The sequence below is a fragment of the Bacillus sp. D48C genome (assembly GCF_053345735.1).
Genome location: NZ_JBKFAQ010000006.1, coordinates 118,587 through 138,533, shown reverse-complemented (window position 1 = coordinate 138,533; position 19,947 = coordinate 118,587). Strand labels below are relative to the sequence as shown.

Genomic DNA, 19,947 nt, shown 5'->3' with positions numbered 1-19,947 from the left:
TAAAATAGAAAATCCACAACTCTTGTAAATTCCCCATTTTTCACTATGACGCTAGCTTTATATATTAACCACCGATATGTGACATTTCAATTTTAGGTATTGTATTCTTATTTTTATGATTTAAGCGTTCATCTGAATAACGATCTTCCCTATTATTCCATATATCGCGTACTACATCTGTAATGTCCTCATCTGTATGTTCAGAACGAAGCAATTCTCTTAAATCATTTCCTTTAGAAGCAAATAAGCAAGTATATAATTTTCCTTCTGCAGAAATACGAGCTCTCGTACATGATGAGCAAAAAGAATCTGTTACCGATGAAATAATACCTATTTCCTCGTCGCTTCCTATATAACGATACCTAGTAGCCACTTCACCAGAATAATTTGCTTCTATCCGTTCTAACGGCATAACTTGATGAATCGTATCTACTATTTCTTGTTTAGAGACGACCTCTTTTAAATCCCAACCATTATAATTTCCAACGTCCATATACTCAATAAAACGAAGAATATGCTTGTTTTCCTTAAAGTATTGCGCCATCTGCAAAATGTCCTGTTCGTTTTTTCCCTTTTGAACGACCATGTTTATTTTAATTTTCATTCCAACTTCAGCTGCAGCCTGTATTCCTTCCAGAACCCTTTGCACTTTGCTCCTATTACCATTTAAATAGAAAAACCGCTCTTCTTCTAAGGAATCTAAGCTAACTGTTACACGTGATAGTCCCGCCTTATATAAATCAGGAGCAAATTTTTTAAGTAACGATCCATTGGTTGTTAAACCGATATCTTCTACACCATCTATTTTATGAAGCCGCTCAATAAGCTTTGGAAGCCCTCTTCTAAGTAACGGTTCTCCGCCTGTAATCCGTAATTTTCTCACACCTAAAGAAACGAAAATACGTGTTATCCTTTCAATTTCATCAAAAGATAAAATTTTGTCATTAGACAAAAACGAGTAATCAGGACCAAATATTTCTTCTGGCATACAATATCGACAGCGAAAATTACAGCGATCAGTAACTGAAATACGTAAATCCTTTAACGGACGTTGCAACTTGTCTAATGTAACTGATTTCATCTTCATTGCCTCACTTTTATTTTATATTTAAAACACGCTCTGGATGGGTATACACATTTAAGGAGTGATTACGAATAAATCCTATTGTCGTAATACCTAAATCTTCCGCTAGTTGCAAAGCTAACTCAGTTGGAGCTGATTTTGATAGTATAATTTCACAACCGATTTTTGCAACTTTCAATAATATTTCCGAAGAAATACGACCACTAAAAACAATGATTTTATCTTTTATAGAAATATCGTTTTTTAAACAATAACCGTAAATTTTGTCTAGTGCATTATGCCTACCAATATCCATTCGGCTTAAAATAATACCATTCACATCACATAAAGCTGCATTATGAACCCCGCCAGTATGATGAAACGTATCCGCAGATTGCTGCATTTCTTTCATTAACCGAAAACAATCATCGGCAGCAACCTGTACATGGACACCCTTCATCTTTTTTGCACTTAGTGCATCATTTGCAAAAACAAATCCTTGCCTACTCATACCACAACAAGACGTAATATATCGTTTATTTTGCATTTGTTCATAATACGGATTTACTTTTGTCGTTGTTACATGTACAAATCCTTCTTTCTCCTGCACCCATACACTATCAATATCTTCATACTTTCGAATGATTCCTTCAGATGCTAAGAAGCCTATTACCATATCTTCTATATATTCTGGAGTACTAACCATTGTAACAAACTCCTGTCCGTTCATTTTAATGGTGACAGGAAACTCTGTTACAATGCTGTCCTCTATATGCTTAAATACCTCTTGTTCATAACGAAAGATTTCTCTTTCTACCTGTATCGGTTTCACGATCAGTATCCTTCTCTCACGTTATATTTTTATCAAAAACAAATACCGAAACTGCAATATCTTCTTCTACTTTCATATCTGAAAACAAATTCACTAATTTCGCGCCAACAAGTTCCTCCAAATGTTCACGGGAATTCGCAGCATACACTTCTTGAATCATTTTTGTTCTAGCCAGATGAACCATTTCCGCACCGTCCATCGTACTTGAAATAAATTTTTCAGTAGGTGTTAAGTTTCCATAAAGAGTCGCTATAGCCATATTTTCTGCAAAAACAGTATGAATTCGTTCCGGTCCTTTTCCGAAAAGTTCCTTTCGAAGTTTTCGGATCATATCATTAAATTCATGTACTTTTTTTGACATACAATTATACCTCCCAAAAGCCTCATTTTACTTTATTATATATTTTACCAAAATGAGCCTTCCGCCCAAACTATTTCGTACAAATATTTGGGCGAAAAGGTTCACTTCATGAAGTTTATTCGTCTTTTAACCCTTTCCCCATTCCTTTTAAGAAATGAAGCCCAAACCCGATCGCACGGTTAATATCTGGGTCTTTCAATACTTTCATAAGATCGAATACCCCTACTTTTTTATTACTTTCTAGATGTTCATTACCTTCTTCTAGCCCGACTAATAAACTACCTATAAGCTTTTTCGTAAGTTCTGGGTCAAGTTCAGTTAACGCACCTGCAGCGCCCATCATATTATTAATTAAATTTGTAACAGGCTCACGAGTTACTTGACCTAGAACAATCTTCGCAATTGGTTCTTTCGCTTTTAGCATAGAATTTGCAGCTTCTAGCATTCCAATGTCATTTAATTCCCCTACTATATTAAACATCTGATTTAGAGCTTCTTCATTATTAGTTAGAAGCTCTTTTAAATCATCTAACTTTTGCTGTTTTATTTCTTCCTCAGTTAATTCTTGTTTTTGAATCATTTTTATAGGTGCAGCCATAGTTTTCTCCTCCTACTTATCCGTTAAATGCACATACCCTGTACGTGCCCACTTACGATGTACCTCAATTCCAGCTTGAGGGTGACGTTTTTTATTGCGTGGGTTCGCTTTTGGCATCGGATTTTCGCCATCAACTTCTAACACTTCCATACGTACTTTCGTTTGTTTATACGCAGGTGTATTCGTACGTACATCCACAGCAGGACCTGTTAAGAAATTAATTGCCGTTTCGTTATCTGTAGAGTTCATCGGTAAATATAACTCATTCGCTTTTACACGATCTGTAACGAGTGCACGTAATTTTAATGCTCCAAAAGGAGAGACAAGACGAACTAACGAACCTGTTTTTACGCCACGTTCTTTTGCAAGGTCTGGAGAGATTTCAACGAAAACACCAGGTACTTTCGTTTGAATACCTGTTGATTTATTTGTCATATTCCCTTCATGGAAATGCTCAAGCATACGACCGTTGTTAATGTGAAGGTCAAACTCGGCTGGAAATTCAGCTGGACGTACCCAGTCAGCAATCGCAAAACGAGCTTTTTTATCTGGGAAGTTAAATCCATCTTGGAACAGAAGTGGTGTATTCGTTCCATCAAAACTTCCCCAATGGAAACTGTTCCATCCTTCAAGCACTTCATAGTTCGCTTGCGAGAACAATGGTGATAAACTTGCCATTTCAGCAAAGATTTCACTTGGGTGGCTATAATTCCAGTTTGCACCTAGTTTATTCGCAACTTCCTGGACGATCCACCAGTCTGGTTTCGCATCTCCTAGCGTAGGAAGAACTTGATATAATCTTTGGACACGGCGCTCTGTATTTGTGAAAGTACCTTCTTTCTCAAGAGATGGCGCTGCTGGTAATACAACATCTGCATATTGAGCAGTTTTAGAAAGGAAAACATCTTGCACAACGAAGAAATCAAGGCTCGTTAACACTTCATGTACATGATTTGCATTAGAATCTACAAGAGCCATATCTTCTCCGACAAGATACATTGCTTTCATTTTTCCTTCGTCAATTGCGTGAAGCATTTCAATATTATTAAGACCTGGTTCACTATCAATTTTCACTCCGTAAGCAGTTTCAAATTTCGCACGTTCCATTTCGTTAGTAACGTGCTGATATCCTGGAAGCCATCCTGGTAAAGTACCCATATCACAAGCACCTTGTACGTTATTGTGACCTCGAAGTGGGTATGCACCTGCTCCTGGACGACGATAGTTCCCTGTTGCAAGAAGTAAGTTTGAAATCGCAGCGGAAGTATCAGAGCCACCTGTATTTTGCGTTACTCCCATCCCCCAAAGGATACATGTACCATCTGCATCACGAATCATTTCAGCCATTTGAATAAGTGTTTCTTTTGAAATACCAGTCATTTCTTCTCCATATTCAAGTGTATATTCTTTCAGGCTCTCTTTGAAATCTTCAAAGAAGTTTACATTCTCATTAATAAATTCTTGATCATGCCAACCTTGATCAATCATATATTTCGTAACAGCCATTAACCATACTTGATCTGTTCCTTGTTTTGGACTAATAAAGACATCTGATCGCTCTGCCATTTCTGTTTTACGAAGATCAGCTACAATTAACTTTTGTCCGTGTAATTTATGTGCACGTTTAATACGTGTAGCTAAAACAGGATGACCTTCTGTCGGATTACATCCTACAATAATAACAAGACCAGATTGCGCAATATCTTTAATCGTTCCTGCATCACCGCCCATACCAATTGTACGGAACAAACCATCCGTTGCTGGTGATTGGCAATAACGTGAGCAGTTATCAATATTATTCGTTTCAAATACTTGTCGGGCTAGTTTTTGAATAACGTAATTGTCTTCATTCGTAATTTTAGATGAAGAAATAAAACCGATAGCATCTTTACCATACTCTTCTTTAATCGATCCTAATTTACTTGCAACTACATTCAATGCTTCTTCCCATGTAGATTCAACAAACGTTCCATTTTTACGAATTAAAGGTTTTGTAATTCGTTCTTTAGAATTTACGAAATCCCAACCAAATTTCCCTTTTACACAAGTGGAAATTGCGTTAACTGGTGCATCTGAAGATGGCTGTACTTTAAGGATTTTACGCCCCTTCGTCCACACTTCAAACGAACAACCTACACCACAAAATGTACATACTGTTTTCGTTTTCTTCGTACGAGTATCACGCATGGCCGCTTCCACTTCTGATACCGCAAAAATACCGCTATATCCAGGCTCAACTTCTTTAATTAAATCTACCATCGGTTCAAGAATATCTGGTTTTAATCCCGTCATAAATCCAGCTTCACCGAGCATCGTTTTCTCCATTAAAGCGTTACAAGGGCAAATCGTTACACATTGACCACAGCTAACGCATGAAGAATCATTAATATTTACTCCTTCATCCCAAATAACTCGTGGGCGTTCCGCTTCCCAGTCTATCGATAACGTTTCATTTACTTGTAAGTTTTGACACACCTCAACGCATTGACCGCATGCAATACATTGATTAGGGTCATAGCGATAAAACGGATGCGTCATATCAACTTCACTTACATCTACTTTCGGTTCATAAGGATATTTTTGATGTTCGATTTCCATTAATTCTGCTGTATTATGCAGTTTACAGTTCCCATTGTTATTGTCACATACTGTACAGTATAATAAATGATTTTCTAGTAACCGATCCATCGCCTCTGTTTGTGCTTCTTTTGCGCGAACAGAAGCACGTTCAATGTCCATACCTTCCGTTGCTATCGTCGAACAAGAACGCATTAACTTTCCGTCAACTTCTACAATACAAGTGTCACATGTTTGAATAGAATCTACTTCTGGCACGTAACAAATTTGCGGATGTTCAATCCCGTTCTCATTAATCACACCCAATATCGTTGAACCAGGCTCCGCTGCATACTTTTTTCCGTCAATTGTAATATGAACCATGTTGTCATTCATGGTCTTTCCCCCTTTTTGAGAATAAAAAAACTCCACCACGAAAATATACGCACCACATTTTTGGCACGCTATTATCATGGTGGAGTAGTTTATTAGCACATCTTGCTAAAATACCAATCCATTTATTCATAAATAAAACGATAGATTCATAACAGGTCATATCACGATTCCATCTTTAACACTATAATTATAGCGTTAAATGTACAAATATACAATATAAATTTTAAACTGCGCATATGTCTGTATGTAACTATCCATAATAACCCATATAAAGTTCAACGAGGAATAAGGTGAATATATGGGTTCTTTTCGAAAATGGATAAGGGGCGAAAAATCTTTCTCTACACACGAGCAATCTGAAACTGTATTACATAAAGAAATTTCTTCCTCCATGCCGCTTAATCTTAAACACTTATCCAAATTATTTAGTGGTATTCCAGAATTAATTACACGCACTTTCCCGTTAAAAAACGGAAAAGAAGCTGCTCTTATATATATGGAAGGACTTGTAGATAAAACTGTTATTAATGTAGATATTCTTCGGCCTCTCTTATTTAAAGAATGGAATGAAGACGATTTTTGGGAATCTTCTGTTTCTATAGGGAATATTAAAAAAGTTCAGAAGTGGATAGACATTGAGCAATCTCTCTTACATGGCAAAAGTATTTTATTTATAAACGGTCAATTATCGGCTTTAGAACTAGATACACAAGCGGCGCCAAAAAGGAGCATTGAAGAACCTACAACAGAGACTTCCATAAAAAGCTCACACGAAGGATTTAATGAAGTGGCAAGTGATAGTATCGCACTTATTCGTCGCTATATTCCAAATCGCGAATTAAAAGTGAAGGAATTCACTGTTGGCGAACGAGCAACCTCTAAAGTTTTTTTACTTTATCTTGCAGATGTTGCAAACGAAGATGTTGTACAAGATATGGCATGCCGCATCGAATCAATCAAAGTAGATGCTATTCTTACTACCGGTGAATTAGAAGGATTTGTTGAAGATAATTCCTATACTCTCTTCCCACAATTGTCTATCACTGAACGTCCTGACACAACGGCACATCATATTTTGAATGGGCGAATCGCTGTTGTTGTAGATCGCTCACCAGGCGTATTAATAGGACCTATGACCTTTTCATCCTTTTTTCAGACGATAGATGATTACAGCTTCAGACCTATGATTCCATCTTTTATACGACTTCTTCGTTTCACTGGGCTATTTATTGCAATATTTGCTCCTGCTCTTTATATTGCTATGATTTCCTTCCATTATGAAGTAATTCCGCTCAAATTGTTGTTAACGATTGGAGAATCTCGAGCCAAAATTCCTTTCCCCCCCATATTAGAAGCTTTATTAATGGAATTAGTTCTCGAAATGCTCCGAGAAGCAGCGATTCGGCTTCCTGGGCCTGTTGGACAAACAATCGGCGTCGTAGGAGGAATTGTAATTGGACAAGCTGCGGTTCAAGCTGGGATTGTTAGTAACGTTATGGTTATCGTCGTATCAATTACTGCGGTTGCCTCTTTCATTATTCCTAACTTAGAAATGTCAGCAGGAATTCGGCTTCTTCGATTCCCAATGATGATAGCAGCCTCTTTATTTGGCGTCATTGGAATTATGGTTGGAATGGCAATCATTATCATCCATATTCTTTCTATGGAATCACTTGGTGTGCCATATGGTAGTCCTTTTTCTCCGTCATATGCCTCGGACTTAAAAGATACCCTTGTACGTTTCCCATGGAAAATCATGAAGAAACGGCCACTATCTCTACAATTAAAACAAAATAACCGGCAAAGCGATGTTGAGGAAAAGGAGGAGAATAAGTGACAAAACGTGCAAAGAGGGAAATCACTTTATTTCAATACATTTTAACTATTAGTGGTGTTCAAGTCGGATTCGGCGTACTTACACTCCCGCGTGAAGTTGCACAAGGGGCGAATACAGATGGCTGGATGTCTATTATTATCGGATGTGTCATTACTACTTTAGTCAGTCTATGTATTGTAAAAATTATGGAAAAACATCCAGGATATACTTTACTTGATGTGCTGATACGCTATCTTGGAAAATGGCTAGGAAGAGTAGTAATGATTTTTTGGATTTTATATGCTGTACTCGCAGCTGTTTCCTTAATTTTTTCCCTCTTATACGTTATTCACATTTGGATTTTACCTAGATCTCCTATGTCTTTAATTATGATTTTGCTATCTATTCCAATGCTTATGCTTGCATGTAAAGGAGCACTTATTATTAGTCGTTTTGCTGTTTTCACTGTCATCTTTACACTTTGGATGCCATTATTATTATTTATTCCTCTTAAAGATGGGCATTTTATATATCTACTTCCTCTTATCAAGGAAGGATGGCTACCAATTATAAACACCGTGAAATCAACTATCATTGCGTTTCTCGGATTCGAGTTTTCGTTTGTCCTTTATCCTTATTTAACTAACAAAGCATCTGCAAAAAAAGGAATCGTTATTGCGAATTTGATTACGTTATTTATTTATCTTCAAATCACGTTCGTTTCTTTTATTTATTTTAGTCCAGATGGTATAACAAAGTTTTTATGGCCGACACTTTCTCTTGTTACACCGTTTCACTTCTCATTTCTTGAGCGATTTGAAATTATCTTTTTGTCATTTTATCTCTTTATTATTTTTGATTCCTGTATTCCTTATATTTTCACTGCTTCAGATGGAATTAATCAATTACTTAACAAAAAAGGCAGTTCATTACCTATTTATTTTTTATTATTCGGATGTATTTTCATCTTATTCTTTTATATCCCTTCTTCTTATCAGATAAGTGCGTTGCGGGAATTTTGGGGAACTGCTAGTTATTTTATCGTTTTTCTATTCCCAGTGGTATTTCTCTTATACATGACACTTTATCAGCATTGGAAAAGGAGAAAAATTTAAATGAGACGTTGTATTCATTTTATTATATTTTGTTTCCTCATAATTTTTTTAGTAGGCTGTGAAGATCGGCTTGATTTAGAAAAACAATCCATCTCATTAATTTACGGTTTTGACGCAAAACCAAAAGGAAAATTAATTGTGTATCACGTAAACCCTATTTTTAATGAAGATGTAGAGAAAAAGTACGAAATTCATGAAGCGAAAGTACATACACCCCGAGAAGCAAAAGATACGTTTAACAGTTCAAGCAGCGGTTTAGTGTCCACAGAAAAGTTACAGCTCATATTGTTTAGCACAAATTTTTTAAAACAAGAAGGAGCTATGCCTTATCTGGATGTTTGGTATCGCGATCCTAAAAATACAGGAAATATGCGCATGGTTGCAGTAGATGGCCCCATTTCTTCTGTTATATATAATAATTTCAAAGATAAGCCTGCTCTTCCTGAATATTTAACAGATTTAATTAATACGAACAAACTATACAATCGGACCGTGTTTACGACATTCCATGAATTTCATAGACAAACTTTTAATAAAGGCGTAACTCCTGCTATTTCAGAAATAAAAAAAGGGAAGAAAGATGTTATTGTTACCGGTTCGGCACTATTAACTTCTCGTGGAACTTATAAGATGTCTTTAAATCGCTATGAAAGTGCCCTTCTTCTTATGGTGCAAAAGAAAGCTAATATACCCGTTTCACTTACAATGAAAATCCCCTCTAATTTAGTTGAAAGTAATAGCCATCTAAAAGATACAAAAGGCGACGATTTCATAACAATAAACGTTCTTAGTATGAATCATGATATCGATACAGACTATAGCGATAACCGCTTCAAATTTAATATTAAAATGGATTTAAAAATTGCCGTATCTGAACTTACATTCAACATGGATATAGATAAAGATAGAAAGAAATTAACTTCTCTTATTACAAAACAACTAAACAAAGATTTAAACGAATTAATCTACAAAATTCAAAAACAGCAACTCGATCCATTCGGATTTGGTGATTATGCGAGAGCATTTCACTATAAAGAATGGAAACAAGTTGAAGATGATTGGCCACGTGCCTTTTCAAAAGCTAATGTGAAAGTAGCACCAACTATTAAAATTTTAGAAAATGGGATTATTAAATAGAAAAAACACGCTACTTGCTCTTATACGTTTAAAGAGCAAGTAGCGTGTTATCATTTTTTATTTTGAAGCTTATGCAGTTACGCTTCTGTTTCTGGTTCTTCGTTTTCCGCTTGTTCCAACCTTTGCTGCTCCGCAAGTTCAGCTGAAATCATTCCATAATAAATTTCTGGATATAATCCAAATATTTGATATACACTTCCTAAAAACGGCATCAGAATCCCTCTTTTCTAAAGTTGTATTGCCACTTTTAAGGATTCCCTTTTCATTCATTATACATTCGTTTTTGGCGTTTCTTCTTCATCTTGAACACTTAATAAATTTTGCCATTTTTTATACGGAGCGCTATTTGGATCTACATATCCTTTTGCATGCGAGCGATCCCACAATTGTTTAATAAACATTTCTTTCTCTTTCTTTGCCACCATATCGGCACCTGTACCGTAATAGTTCTGGAAATACAACTCGATTTCATCAAGGAATAGTCTTAATAATTCATCTGATGTTTCTTCTAACGTCGGATCATACTTCGCTTCACGGTCATACATTAAAATCATGTCTAAAAGATTGTGGACATGTTCTTTTCTAAGCCATCTTACATCTTGGGCTCCTAATACGAACGGATGTGTATATAAATGTCCACCTTGTATCATCGCCTTTTCTTGCTCTTCTTCAAATCGTGACAAGATGTTTTCATAAATAAACGGATTATGAAGCAATGCTCTGTGTAATTTATAACTTTCGCTTGAAATATTTTTCCCCATCGACTGAATTAAAAAGCTACGTCCCACACCGTTATATTGATACACAAACTGTCCATCAACAGCAACTAAACTAATCCAGCGATACATATATGCGTATAGTAATGCACGATTACATTTATCATAATCTAATTTTGTTTGAGTCGCGTTTAAATCTGGCATAAAGGCTGGTAAGTGCCAATACTTATCTAAATGCGGCGTTAAACTAGATTTTTTACTATTTAATTTGTTTACACGGCGATAATACGATTGGAAATAGTCACCTTTATCATTCATAAATCCGTTTGAAATATGTCCTGATGATAATTTAGGAAAGTCTTGCAGCGATAAGCCGTAATGTGCTCGATAACAGATCACTTCAAATGGCGAAAAGGCTTCATGTACTGTATCTTTTTCTTTAAACATTTCTTGAATTAATTCCTCTTGCAGCTCTTTCTTTAAAGAAGGATGTATACCCCAATATTGTAATTCCCTATGATGAGCAACTTTCGGAACGAATGGACTCGCTAAATGGAACAGGTCTTCAATTTTTTCACGAACGTATTCATCGCGATCACGTTTCTTATAATCCGCTTCTTTTCGCAACGCCTCAATGATATTCAGTTCTAATTTATCACGATAGCGTACTTGCAGTTCGTCATAACAATAGCTCAGTATATGTTCTCGGTAGAAATCCTCTACCTTTTTCGACTGAATCTCTTCTGTTTTCGCATCACGACAATATTCCCCGTACAAACTCATATAAATTTCCGCTGATATATCTTTCGGTAGTACACCTAAATTTAAATGTTGCTGCATATCTTGCCATATCTTTTCTTGCAGCTGTTCCTCAGCTAATACATATACATTCGTCGGGTTTGTTTTCCCTTCAAATTCCTTACTGCGCTTTTGGATTTCAAACAATAAATTTTCACGTGTTTCATGTAAATTATCAAAAAACCTTTCCCAATATTGAATCATTTTATTAACTGTTTGATATAGCGATTGATACACAAGTTCTAATAGCATTTCTTTTCGATATTCATTTAATTTGTGTACATATTGCGTTACGATGTCTTCAAATTCTCTTTTGAATAAACGTTGCTGATTATTAATCATTTTTCCAAACCAGCCTTGTTGTTGAGCAATTTCTACTCGGCGTACAGCCGTTACCGTTCCATCGATATTACCCACATTAAATTTTTTATCGTAGTTTTGAATTACATTACGCTTTTGTTCATTATTTTCATGTAGTCGATTCATTTTTTCTACTAACTGCTTTCGAATTTCATATAACATAAAACGTGCTGCTACTGGGTGAACTGGATCTGTTTTCTTTAAAAACCATGTATTTAGTTGATAGGACTGCCCTTCAGAACCACTTGGTGAAAAGCGGTCTGATTCAATCATGTCATATAAAAGTGTCGTTACATGTTCATGTACACGGCTCGGAATCGCATACGCATATAAACGCACCGCATGATCCACTCTTGCCACTTCACCTTTCATTTGTTCCATCATTTTCAGCTTCGCAGCTGAAATTTTACACTCATGTTGCAGACGATTTAATTCCTCATCTTTTTGCACCGTGCGTTGTACATAACTTTCTACAGCTTCTAAAAACAGTTTTGATTTCGCAACTCCGAGCTTACCACCCTCTGCTCCTTCACGCGTTTCATTGTACATTTGTCTATAGAAAATATGAGCTTGCTCTGGACGGGTAGCAAGATGTTCCAAGTCCTCTAAATAACTTTTACCTCTCTCCGGCTTTTCACGCTGCATCCCACGTTTTACATCTTGGTCATATCTTTGCTTCTTCTCTTGAAACAGTTGATCTAAATGAAGCCACGATTCATCTAAACCTTGCACAGCCCATTTTAAAGCACAATATTTTAACACATGCTCATACGGATAAATGAGTTTTGCCGTTCCTGCCCCGCAATATCGTCCTTTTCCGCTTGATTCTGCTAATTGCTGAATTTGATTGTCTTCCTGTGCAAAATGATTTGTAGACATCGGGCTAAATAACTGTAAATAAATTGTATTTGCCATTTGCTCCATATAATCTGATAAATTGTGCAAATGGTGTCCATGTAGGTTTTCGTAGTCGTATAAGAAACAATAATTGTACGGTAAATGATGTTGTTTAATTGTATGATTCGTTCTTCCGTCTTCATCTACTTGATCAGGGCGATACTCTAATTCAATTGTTACCCCGCCGCGTTTTGATAATTCTCCAGTAGAACCGAGCGTAATAGCATGTAATTCTTTTAACGATGCATATCCGTTTGCTTGCACCGTCTCAAACTCTTTCGCACTAACTGTTCTCGTCTTTACTAAAACATCAGGCATTAAAAACGCACCGCGTATTAAAATGTTATGATGCTGCAATTTTTTCCGAAGCATTTCACGTAAATATAATGCAATTTGTAGAAACATCCCCGAACCTGTTCCGCCTGCTAGTGATGTTACTATAATGACACGCACACCATATTCTGTTTGATCACTTGTAACTGGAAAAATTTTCTCGATTTCTTGCCAAAAAGAGGTCAATTTATCTTCTTTCATCGCAGCACGTAACGCTAAACGTGAAATGACACGTAACTGTCCTGCTCCTTCTGTTAATGGTTTATCAAGTATAGTCGGATCCATCGGAAACCACTCTGGAATCGTTGGATCTCCCGCAATATACTCCCTAGGCGTTTTACTAGAACTTGTTTGTGTCTTAAACTTTCGAATATGATCAAATTTACTCAAAGTATTCACATCTGTATCAAATACGTGCATTGCTACCTTTTTTCGGCGCTCTTCAGGCAGTTTTCCATATATTTGATGCGTCACAGTACTACCGATTCCACCTAAACCAATTAATATTGTTGGAACTTGTAATGTCATGTGAACCACCTTCCTATTCTTGCTTGTTTGAAAAAAGGGAAAGAGAATCAATACTCCATCCCCTTCTTTTCCCTATCTACTATTCACATTCGTATTTGTAAATCTCCTTACCATATCCTCTATCAATTAGTAAAAGTTCATTTGGATATAGTGTCTTATGCTCCATTCCTACTTCTTCCTCTGTTATAAACATCCCATCAATAATCATTCCTACTACTTGTGACTCTTTCGCTACAAAGACAGATTTCGAACCTTTCTTGGCTATAAACGTAACGGATTGCACAGTTTTTCTTTCTGCTCGAAATGGGATACCAAAATAATGTTTCCACCATTTATTTCGAAGTAATTCTGGTTCAGATTGATATAACCAATCTTTCGCTACTTCTTGATCCCATTCGTAATACAATAGCGCTTTCCGGTGAAATCTTGGACGAACAATCCATCCTAAAACGATTATGCCTACTACTAGCAGCAATAAAGTGATAGGAATGACAAACTTAAAAATAAGCGCATACTTTTCATAAAACGGCGCACTTTGAATATGGAGTGATATTTGCTTCTTTACTTCTTGTAATTTCGCATCTTGTATAACGATGGTAGCTTCTACGGTGCCAGTATCTGTGAAATTGAATGTGTCGGAGTAATAAGGACGAGGATAAACGTAAATTTGATTACCACGTTGTTTTATTTCATAGTTGATTGATTGTTTAGATGTGACACCAGTAGATTTTAATAGTTTCTTTACAGCCCCTTCTGTCATCGGCTTACCATCTAACTTTGGTTGTAAAATAAACGGTTTACTATTCTCTAAATTCGTTACTTTTTCTTCATAATCTTTCGTAACAGTTTGAAGTGATAATTTTGGCTTTTCTGTTGTTTCAATTTTGAATTCTTTCGTCTGTCTGTAAAATCCCTTTATATTCATATGAACTTTTCCACGTACTAACCCTTTACCAATCTTCGTTTCGTAATAAAACACATGCCTCTTATCGTTCCACTTCATCGGATATTGTTTTCCGTCTATTTCTACTTCTGCTTGAAAGTAAGAAGACTGAATTGGTAACTCAGTAGGCTTTGCTTCAATAACAGCAGTAACACCTTCGTACATTTGTTCAACATTTTTTTGACTATTATCATCTTTGTCATAAGTAGAAACCGTATAGTTAAGCGCTGGTTCAACAAGTACTTGCAATTCTTCTTTCTCAATATCCCGATCCACTTCTATCGTATATGTTCCTGGTTTAATGACTTCCTGATTTTCCGTGCTTATATGAACTATATTTCCGAATAATTTCGCTTCTCCGGGTGCATGTATGGAAAAAGAAGACTGTAACTGTAATGGTTTCGAAATTTGTGTGACCTGATAATTAGACAGCGAAGGCGATTGTCGTACAAGCGTCATACGCTTTAATGGGAACGGCGTTGTAATCTCTACTTTCTTTCCTACTACTTTCGTTTTTACAATCGATTCAACGGAGGAGAATGGATCACGATTCGCAACTAATGCTGCCACTTGATTTACACTTTTTACAATGCCATCCTCTCCGCTTGACGGCATCGTAACTCCGTTTATCTCTTTCTTCCATATTTCCTTGAACGTATTTAGTTGTTCTTTTTCTTGTTGTCCTAAATCTTCTTCCATCGTAATTAAGACTGGATGTAACGATATCTTTTTTGCATCCATTTCTTTCTTAAACTGGGCTAATTTCTGTGTAATTTGTTCTTTTCCGCCAACTTTATCTTTTTCTAGATCATTAAATGCCCCGTCAGTTAATACAATAAGCCAAAATTCACGTTTTCCATCTATATCTGCTTCCTTTTTTATAGATTGCATCGCCGTCTCTACTGCGCTAAAAGGAGTATTTAAATACGTTTTCCACGCTCCAATTCCTTCAATTTCTGTTTGCCTTTTATCCTTCGTTAACGAAATGTTTAACGGATTATTCGGCTTGCTCATTGGAACATAAGAAAATGTATCTTTTTCATCTAATAGCGCAACTAAACTTTGCAAAGCGTAATTGGCATATTTCCAGCGATCGTTATTTCTCATGCTGCCCGAATCATCATATACAAGTGAAACGACCCTTTCCTTTGCCTCCTCTCCTTTTGCAAAAGTCCAATAAGGATGTAACCATATAAATAGAAACAACATGAATGTGGCACAAATTCGAATTTTCATGATGAGGCTTCGCCACCTTTGTAGACAAATTCCTATGTTTAAATTTATGAGAGGAAACAAGATATATGACTTGTATTTTAGGACAACTAACCCACCATAACTTTATTATGTAAACATATATATACACTTGGTAATATTCTTTATAGCATTTTCTATCCAATTATATAAGCAAAAAAGCCTGTCTAAGCTTCATACTTAAAACAGACTTTTCCTACTTTTCATATTAAAAACACACAACAAAAAGTTTGATTTTTCAATTAGCACATTACTTCAATTGTAAATCCACCAGGTGCTTCAACGTAAAATGTATATGCATGGGCATGCTTAGGAGGCTCCACCAAAAATCCATCTTTCTTCAATCTTTGATTTATCTTATCTACTTGTTCTTCACTTCCTTGTGGAAATCCTACATGAAATGTTTTTGGATACTGAACTTCTTTTCCCTTCATTAAAGTTAGTATAAATCCATCATTATCACGCATAACTACAAAGGCATTCCCCCTTGTTCCACTACAAATTAAACCAAAATACCTCTCTAAAAACTCTCTAGATGCTGTTACATCTGTAACTGTTAAATTAAGATGTTTAATTCCCAATCCTCCACCTTCTTTCTCAATTTTCTAATATTTTATCATACAAATAAAAAACACGCCTTTCACAGCGTGTTTCATTGCTTCACATATACTTCAACAATTGGATTATCTTTGTTATCTGCATGTAAGCGTATATTCGCTTCACTCGTATTATAAATGCTGGCTAATAGCATAATTGTTAACAAATTAGGAGTCTTAGCATCACTTCCGTATTTTCTTTCAAGCGCTTCTTTATATTCAAACTCTAAATCCCCCTGTATATATGTATACACTTCAAATCCATCCTCTAAATTGCAAACTACTGTATCAATAATATCCGCTCCTACTTGTTTCTTCATTTCATCTCGCAATGCTTCTATAAATTCTTTCCACGGTACTTCGTATGTTTGAAACTGATCTGTAGATTTCATTGCCTTTCCCTCCTTACTATATCCTTTCTCTATATTTCCCCTTTCATATAACAATTATGATAGGTAGGTCATTCGTACAAGCCGCACTTGTCCCCCTTACATATCGTATTACTGTAAGGGGGAAGGAGGACAGAACATGCATAGACAAAGATGTTATGATACGTGCCGACGTTATTTCGGTAAAGTTGTTCGAATTGAAGATCGCGATGGTCGCATTCATTTAGGCAAAATAATCGATGTGACAAATGAATCTGTATGGATCGAACCAATGCAACAGCGCTCATCTTTTGATACAGGATTCGGATACTATGACGCATATGCAAACGGTGGTTGTGATCTTTGCGGCGGCATTAGCAGGTGTGATAGTTGCGGATTTGGTTGCGGTGGTGGATTCAGTAGCTGTGGATGTGGCGGTCGTGGTTGCGGTAATTGTGGTGGCGGCGGCTGTGGTGGCGGTTGTGGCTGGGGCGTTGAACTTGGATTTGGTTTCATCTTCGGAATTACTTTAGCTGCATTATTTTTCATTTAACATAGTAAAGAGTTGACTACCTTTAGCCAACTCTTTTTCTTTATTTTTCACATATAAAAATACGATGCCCTAAAATATGTTGGTACATAAGCCGTACATTTTCATGCTGTACCCATGCCTCATATAACTCATTCGGAATATATGTTGATACATTCCATTCCGGCTCTTCTATATAGCTAGATATCGTTTCTGCAATTGTACCACCGCCAGCAATTGTAATTTTTTTGAAATTTGCTTTCTGAAATAGTTGTACCCACTCATTCTCAGTTAATAATTCTTTCATGCCATATAATTGGGCAATTTTTTCTTCCTCACTCTTCTCAATATGTGTATTAATAATCATTTCAATGACAACAAGCTTACCATCCTTCTGTAATACACGATAGCACTCTGATATAACCCTTTCTTTATCTGTAAAAGCGAGTATCGATTCCCCAAGCACAAACTCAAATGAATCATTTAAACAAGGTAATCGCTCTGCATCACCTTGAATCAATTGTACATTCAATCTTTCAAACAACCATCTATCTTTCGCTTTTTGAATCATAATTTCATTCTTTTCAACCGCTGTTACTTTATAACCGAATTCTTTTGTCATGTAAGCCGCTGTTTTCCCTGTACCACAACCTATCTCAAGGACATCCGCTCCTTGTCTAAGAGGCAGTTGTGCTAGCAATTGTTTTGTTAACGTAAAACCACCAGGATGAGCACTTCCTATTCCGTAATAAGCTAAGAAATCGATGTAAGTATTTCGTTCCATGGGATTCTCCCTTTTTTATTTTATATATTCAAGGAAGAATGAAAAGTGCATAAAAAAAGGGCGCATCACGCGCCCCCTCAGCTTATTTTTCCTCACCGATATATGCCCATTTGTAGCTGTAATCTCCACCAACTGGGTGGTGAACAATTCCTTTTACTTTTGCTCTTTGAACAATTGCATCACCACGTTGATATAATGGTGCAATTGCTGCATCTTCCAGTAACATTTTCTCCGCTTTCAGTAAGCTATCCCAACGATCTTTCGTTTTCGTTAATAGCTCGCCTTTACCTTTTTGCACAATTTCATCATATTTAGGATTTGAATATCCTGTTTGGTTATGAGGCCCATTTGTAACGAACATATCAATGAACGTCATTGGATCTAAGTAGTCAGGGCCCCAACCAGCGTAAGATAAATCATAATCTAGATCTGATTCTAATTTTAACTTTTGTTTAAATGGCTGGTTTTTCAAATTCACTGTTAAGCCTGGTAAGTTTTTCTCAAGTTCTCCTTTTAAGAACTCTCCTACTTTTTTCGCACCATCACCATCATAGTTTAATAGTTCTACTGTAATTGCATCTTTTCCAAGTTCTTTTTTCGCTTTTTCCCAATGCTCTTTTGCCTTTTTCACATCTGTTTTTAAAATATCTCCATTTTCTTTACGGAAGTCTTTTCCATCTGGGCTCTTAGCAAATTCTTTTGGTACTAAGTAATCTGCAGGTGTAGAACCATCATTTAAAATTACATTCGTTAAGCCTTTTTTATCATACGCTTTTGCAATCGCTAAACGTAAATCTTTGCTCTTTAGCACTGTATCTTGCCCACCACGTTTTTGGTTTAAGCGTAAGAAGTACGTTGACGGTGTTTTTTGTGTAAAGAAATCGGGGCTTGATTTATATTTGTCAACAAATTCAGATGTAAGTCCTGAGCGATCAATTTGTCCACTTTCATATAAATTGACACGTGTACCGCTATCTTTTACCACATTAAAGTTAATTTCTTCCAACTTAACTGTTTTATTATCCCAGTATTGTGCATTTTTCTTTAACTTCCAACCTTCTTCATGTTTCCAGTCTGTTAATGTAAATGGTCCGTTGTATAACGTTGTATCTGCTTCTAAACCGTACTTTTCTCCTTTTTCTTTTACAAACTTCTCGTTTAATGGATAAAATGTTCCAAATGAAGTTAATTCTACAAAGTAAGGAACTGGATTTTCTAATTCTACTTCTAACGTATAGTCATCTACAGCTTTTACTCCTAACGTATCTAGCTCAGCTTTTCCTTCATTAATCGCTTGTGCATTTTTTAAATCAAACATAATGTATGCATATTCTGCTGCTGTATTTTTATCTACCGCACGTTTCCAAGAGAATACGAAATCTTTTGCTGTTACAGGCTCTCCATTTGACCATTTTGCATTTTTATTCAATGTAAATGTATATTTTTTACCATCATCACTCTTTTTATATGATTCAGCAACCCCTGGTGTTGCTTTATTATCTTTATCAAGTCTATACAAACCTTCCATTACGTTGTTTAAAGCGAGAAACGATACTTGGTCTGTCGCTTTAGCAGAGTCCATAGATGGAATCTCTTGAGACTCTGTTAAATTAAGCACTTGCTTCGCCGCTAGCTTTCCGCCTTCTTTTTCACTGCTTTTTGGTGTTGTGCTTGCTTTATCTTTTTCCCCAGATCCAGAGCAAGCTGTTAATGCCATACTCATTACTAAAACTGGTGCTACTACCGCTGTTAATTTTTTCATCTTTTTTCTCTTCATTTTTGTACCCTCCCCAATTATATGTACGCTATTAACATTTAGAGATTCCCTACTAACTTTCGTTATCAGAAAATTCTTATTAATTAATATTCTACTGTTTTTTCTAGTTTTGTAAAGTATTTTTGTAAATTTTCTAAAAATTTATTTTTTTATGATAGTAACTTGTTGTTTTAACTACTATATGAATTATCCC

General features: G+C 36.0%; 16 protein-coding genes. 4 read left to right on the top strand and 12 right to left on the bottom strand.

Annotation, left to right across the window (positions count from 1 at the left end; all coding sequences use genetic code 11):
* Positions 1 to 64 precede the first annotated feature (64 nt).
* The 5 genes from moaA to fdhF form a co-directional block, all read right to left on the bottom strand.
* Positions 65 to 1,081 carry a GTP 3',8-cyclase MoaA gene (gene moaA / locus ACLBXA_RS16765; protein ID WP_000844115.1) on the bottom strand — a complete coding sequence of 339 codons (1,017 nt, stop codon included), beginning with the start codon at positions 1,079 to 1,081 and terminating at the stop codon, positions 65 to 67.
* Between the two features lie 16 nt (positions 1,082 to 1,097).
* Positions 1,098 to 1,895 carry a formate dehydrogenase accessory sulfurtransferase FdhD gene (gene fdhD / locus ACLBXA_RS16760; protein WP_000802662.1) on the bottom strand — a complete coding sequence of 266 codons (798 nt, stop codon included), beginning with the start codon at positions 1,893 to 1,895 and terminating at the stop codon, positions 1,098 to 1,100.
* Positions 1,896 to 1,911: 16 nt separating this feature from the next.
* On the bottom strand, positions 1,912 to 2,256 hold the full coding sequence (locus ACLBXA_RS16755; RefSeq protein WP_000039580.1) for a DUF2294 domain-containing protein: 345 nt from the start codon (positions 2,254 to 2,256) through the stop codon (positions 1,912 to 1,914).
* 115 nt (positions 2,257 to 2,371) lie between these two features.
* Entirely contained in the window at positions 2,372 to 2,854 is a 483-nt protein-coding gene (locus ACLBXA_RS16750) for a DUF1641 domain-containing protein (RefSeq protein WP_000729897.1), read from the bottom strand.
* 12 nt (positions 2,855 to 2,866) lie between these two features.
* Positions 2,867 to 5,806 (bottom strand): formate dehydrogenase subunit alpha, encoded by a 2,940-nt coding sequence (gene fdhF / locus ACLBXA_RS16745; protein WP_000999389.1) that lies wholly within the window; start codon positions 5,804 to 5,806, stop codon positions 2,867 to 2,869.
* A 298-nt stretch (positions 5,807 to 6,104) separates the two neighbouring features.
* Between fdhF and ACLBXA_RS16740 the strand changes: the two genes are divergently transcribed.
* The 3 genes from ACLBXA_RS16740 to ACLBXA_RS16730 are packed head-to-tail and all read left to right on the top strand — an operon-like array spanning position 6,105 to position 9,874.
* A complete protein-coding gene (locus tag ACLBXA_RS16740; protein ID WP_000534546.1) occupies positions 6,105 to 7,643 on the top strand; it encodes a spore germination protein in 1,539 nt (512 codons plus the stop codon).
* A complete protein-coding gene (locus ACLBXA_RS16735; RefSeq protein WP_000166526.1) occupies positions 7,640 to 8,737 on the top strand; it encodes an endospore germination permease in 1,098 nt (365 codons plus the stop codon). The genes ACLBXA_RS16740 and ACLBXA_RS16735 overlap by 4 nt, the downstream gene beginning before the upstream one ends.
* The gene (locus ACLBXA_RS16730) at positions 8,738 to 9,874 is read left to right on the top strand and encodes a Ger(x)C family spore germination protein (RefSeq protein ID WP_001250481.1); all 1,137 of its coding nucleotides are present in this window, start codon (positions 8,738 to 8,740) and stop codon (positions 9,872 to 9,874) included.
* A gap of 77 nt (positions 9,875 to 9,951) precedes the next feature.
* On the opposite strand, the gene ACLBXA_RS16725 is transcribed toward ACLBXA_RS16730, so the two are convergent.
* From ACLBXA_RS16725 to ACLBXA_RS16705, 5 genes are all read right to left on the bottom strand, one after another.
* Complete coding sequence (locus tag ACLBXA_RS16725; protein ID WP_001116178.1) at positions 9,952 to 10,086, bottom strand: hypothetical protein; 135 nt, start codon at positions 10,084 to 10,086, stop codon at positions 9,952 to 9,954.
* A 57-nt stretch (positions 10,087 to 10,143) separates the two neighbouring features.
* On the bottom strand, positions 10,144 to 13,506 hold the full coding sequence (locus ACLBXA_RS16720; RefSeq protein WP_447617325.1) for a tubulin-like doman-containing protein: 3,363 nt from the start codon (positions 13,504 to 13,506) through the stop codon (positions 10,144 to 10,146).
* Positions 13,507 to 13,585: 79 nt separating this feature from the next.
* Entirely contained in the window at positions 13,586 to 15,685 is a 2,100-nt protein-coding gene (locus ACLBXA_RS16715; RefSeq protein ID WP_447617324.1) for a vWA domain-containing protein, read from the bottom strand.
* Between the two features lie 257 nt (positions 15,686 to 15,942).
* The gene (locus tag ACLBXA_RS16710; protein ID WP_000511532.1) at positions 15,943 to 16,281 is read right to left on the bottom strand and encodes a VOC family protein; all 339 of its coding nucleotides are present in this window, start codon (positions 16,279 to 16,281) and stop codon (positions 15,943 to 15,945) included.
* A 71-nt stretch (positions 16,282 to 16,352) separates the two neighbouring features.
* Entirely contained in the window at positions 16,353 to 16,688 is a 336-nt protein-coding gene (locus ACLBXA_RS16705) for a hypothetical protein (protein ID WP_000842916.1), read from the bottom strand.
* A 136-nt stretch (positions 16,689 to 16,824) separates the two neighbouring features.
* Here ACLBXA_RS16705 and ACLBXA_RS16700 point away from each other — a divergent pair, with 136 nt between their 5' ends.
* Complete coding sequence (locus ACLBXA_RS16700; RefSeq protein ID WP_000555008.1) at positions 16,825 to 17,217, top strand: hypothetical protein; 393 nt, start codon at positions 16,825 to 16,827, stop codon at positions 17,215 to 17,217.
* 40 nt (positions 17,218 to 17,257) lie between these two features.
* Here the strand turns inward: ACLBXA_RS16700 and ACLBXA_RS16695 are convergent, their stop codons facing one another.
* Positions 17,258 to 17,977, bottom strand: coding sequence for a class I SAM-dependent methyltransferase (locus ACLBXA_RS16695; RefSeq protein WP_447617323.1), 720 nt, complete (start codon positions 17,975 to 17,977; stop codon positions 17,258 to 17,260).
* 82 nt (positions 17,978 to 18,059) lie between these two features.
* Entirely contained in the window at positions 18,060 to 19,754 is a 1,695-nt protein-coding gene (locus ACLBXA_RS16690; RefSeq protein WP_000823460.1) for a peptide ABC transporter substrate-binding protein, read from the bottom strand.
* Positions 19,755 to 19,947 lie beyond the last annotated feature (193 nt).